This window comes from Candidatus Thiosymbion oneisti, assembly GCF_900092655.1.
In the GTDB taxonomy this organism is placed as follows: Bacteria; Pseudomonadota; Gammaproteobacteria; order Chromatiales; family Chromatiaceae; genus Thiosymbion; species Thiosymbion oneisti.
Genome location: NZ_FLUY01001588.1, coordinates 1 through 248 on the forward strand (window position 1 = coordinate 1; position 248 = coordinate 248).

Here is a 248-nt window from a genome sequence, read left to right on the forward strand (position 1 = left end):
GAGGTGTACGTGCTGAGCAAGGACGAAGGCGGTCGTCACACCCCCTTCTTCAACGGCTATCGTCCCCAGTTCTACTTTCGGACCACGGACGTGACCGGCGCGTGCGAGCTGCCGGAAGGCATCGAGATGGTGATGCCGGGTGACAATGTGAAGATGACGGTCAAGCTGATTGCGCCGATCGCCATGGAAGAAGGGCTGCGGTTTGCGGTGCGCGAGGGTGGGCGCACGGTCGGGGCCGGTGTGGTCGC

1 protein-coding gene is annotated in these 248 nt (G+C 63.7%); it reads left to right on the forward strand.

Annotation, left to right across the window (positions count from 1 at the left end; translation table 11 throughout):
* On the forward strand, positions 1–248 hold a 248-nt coding region (locus BQ17_RS16010; protein ID WP_500784426.1), incomplete at both ends, for an EF-Tu C-terminal domain-related protein.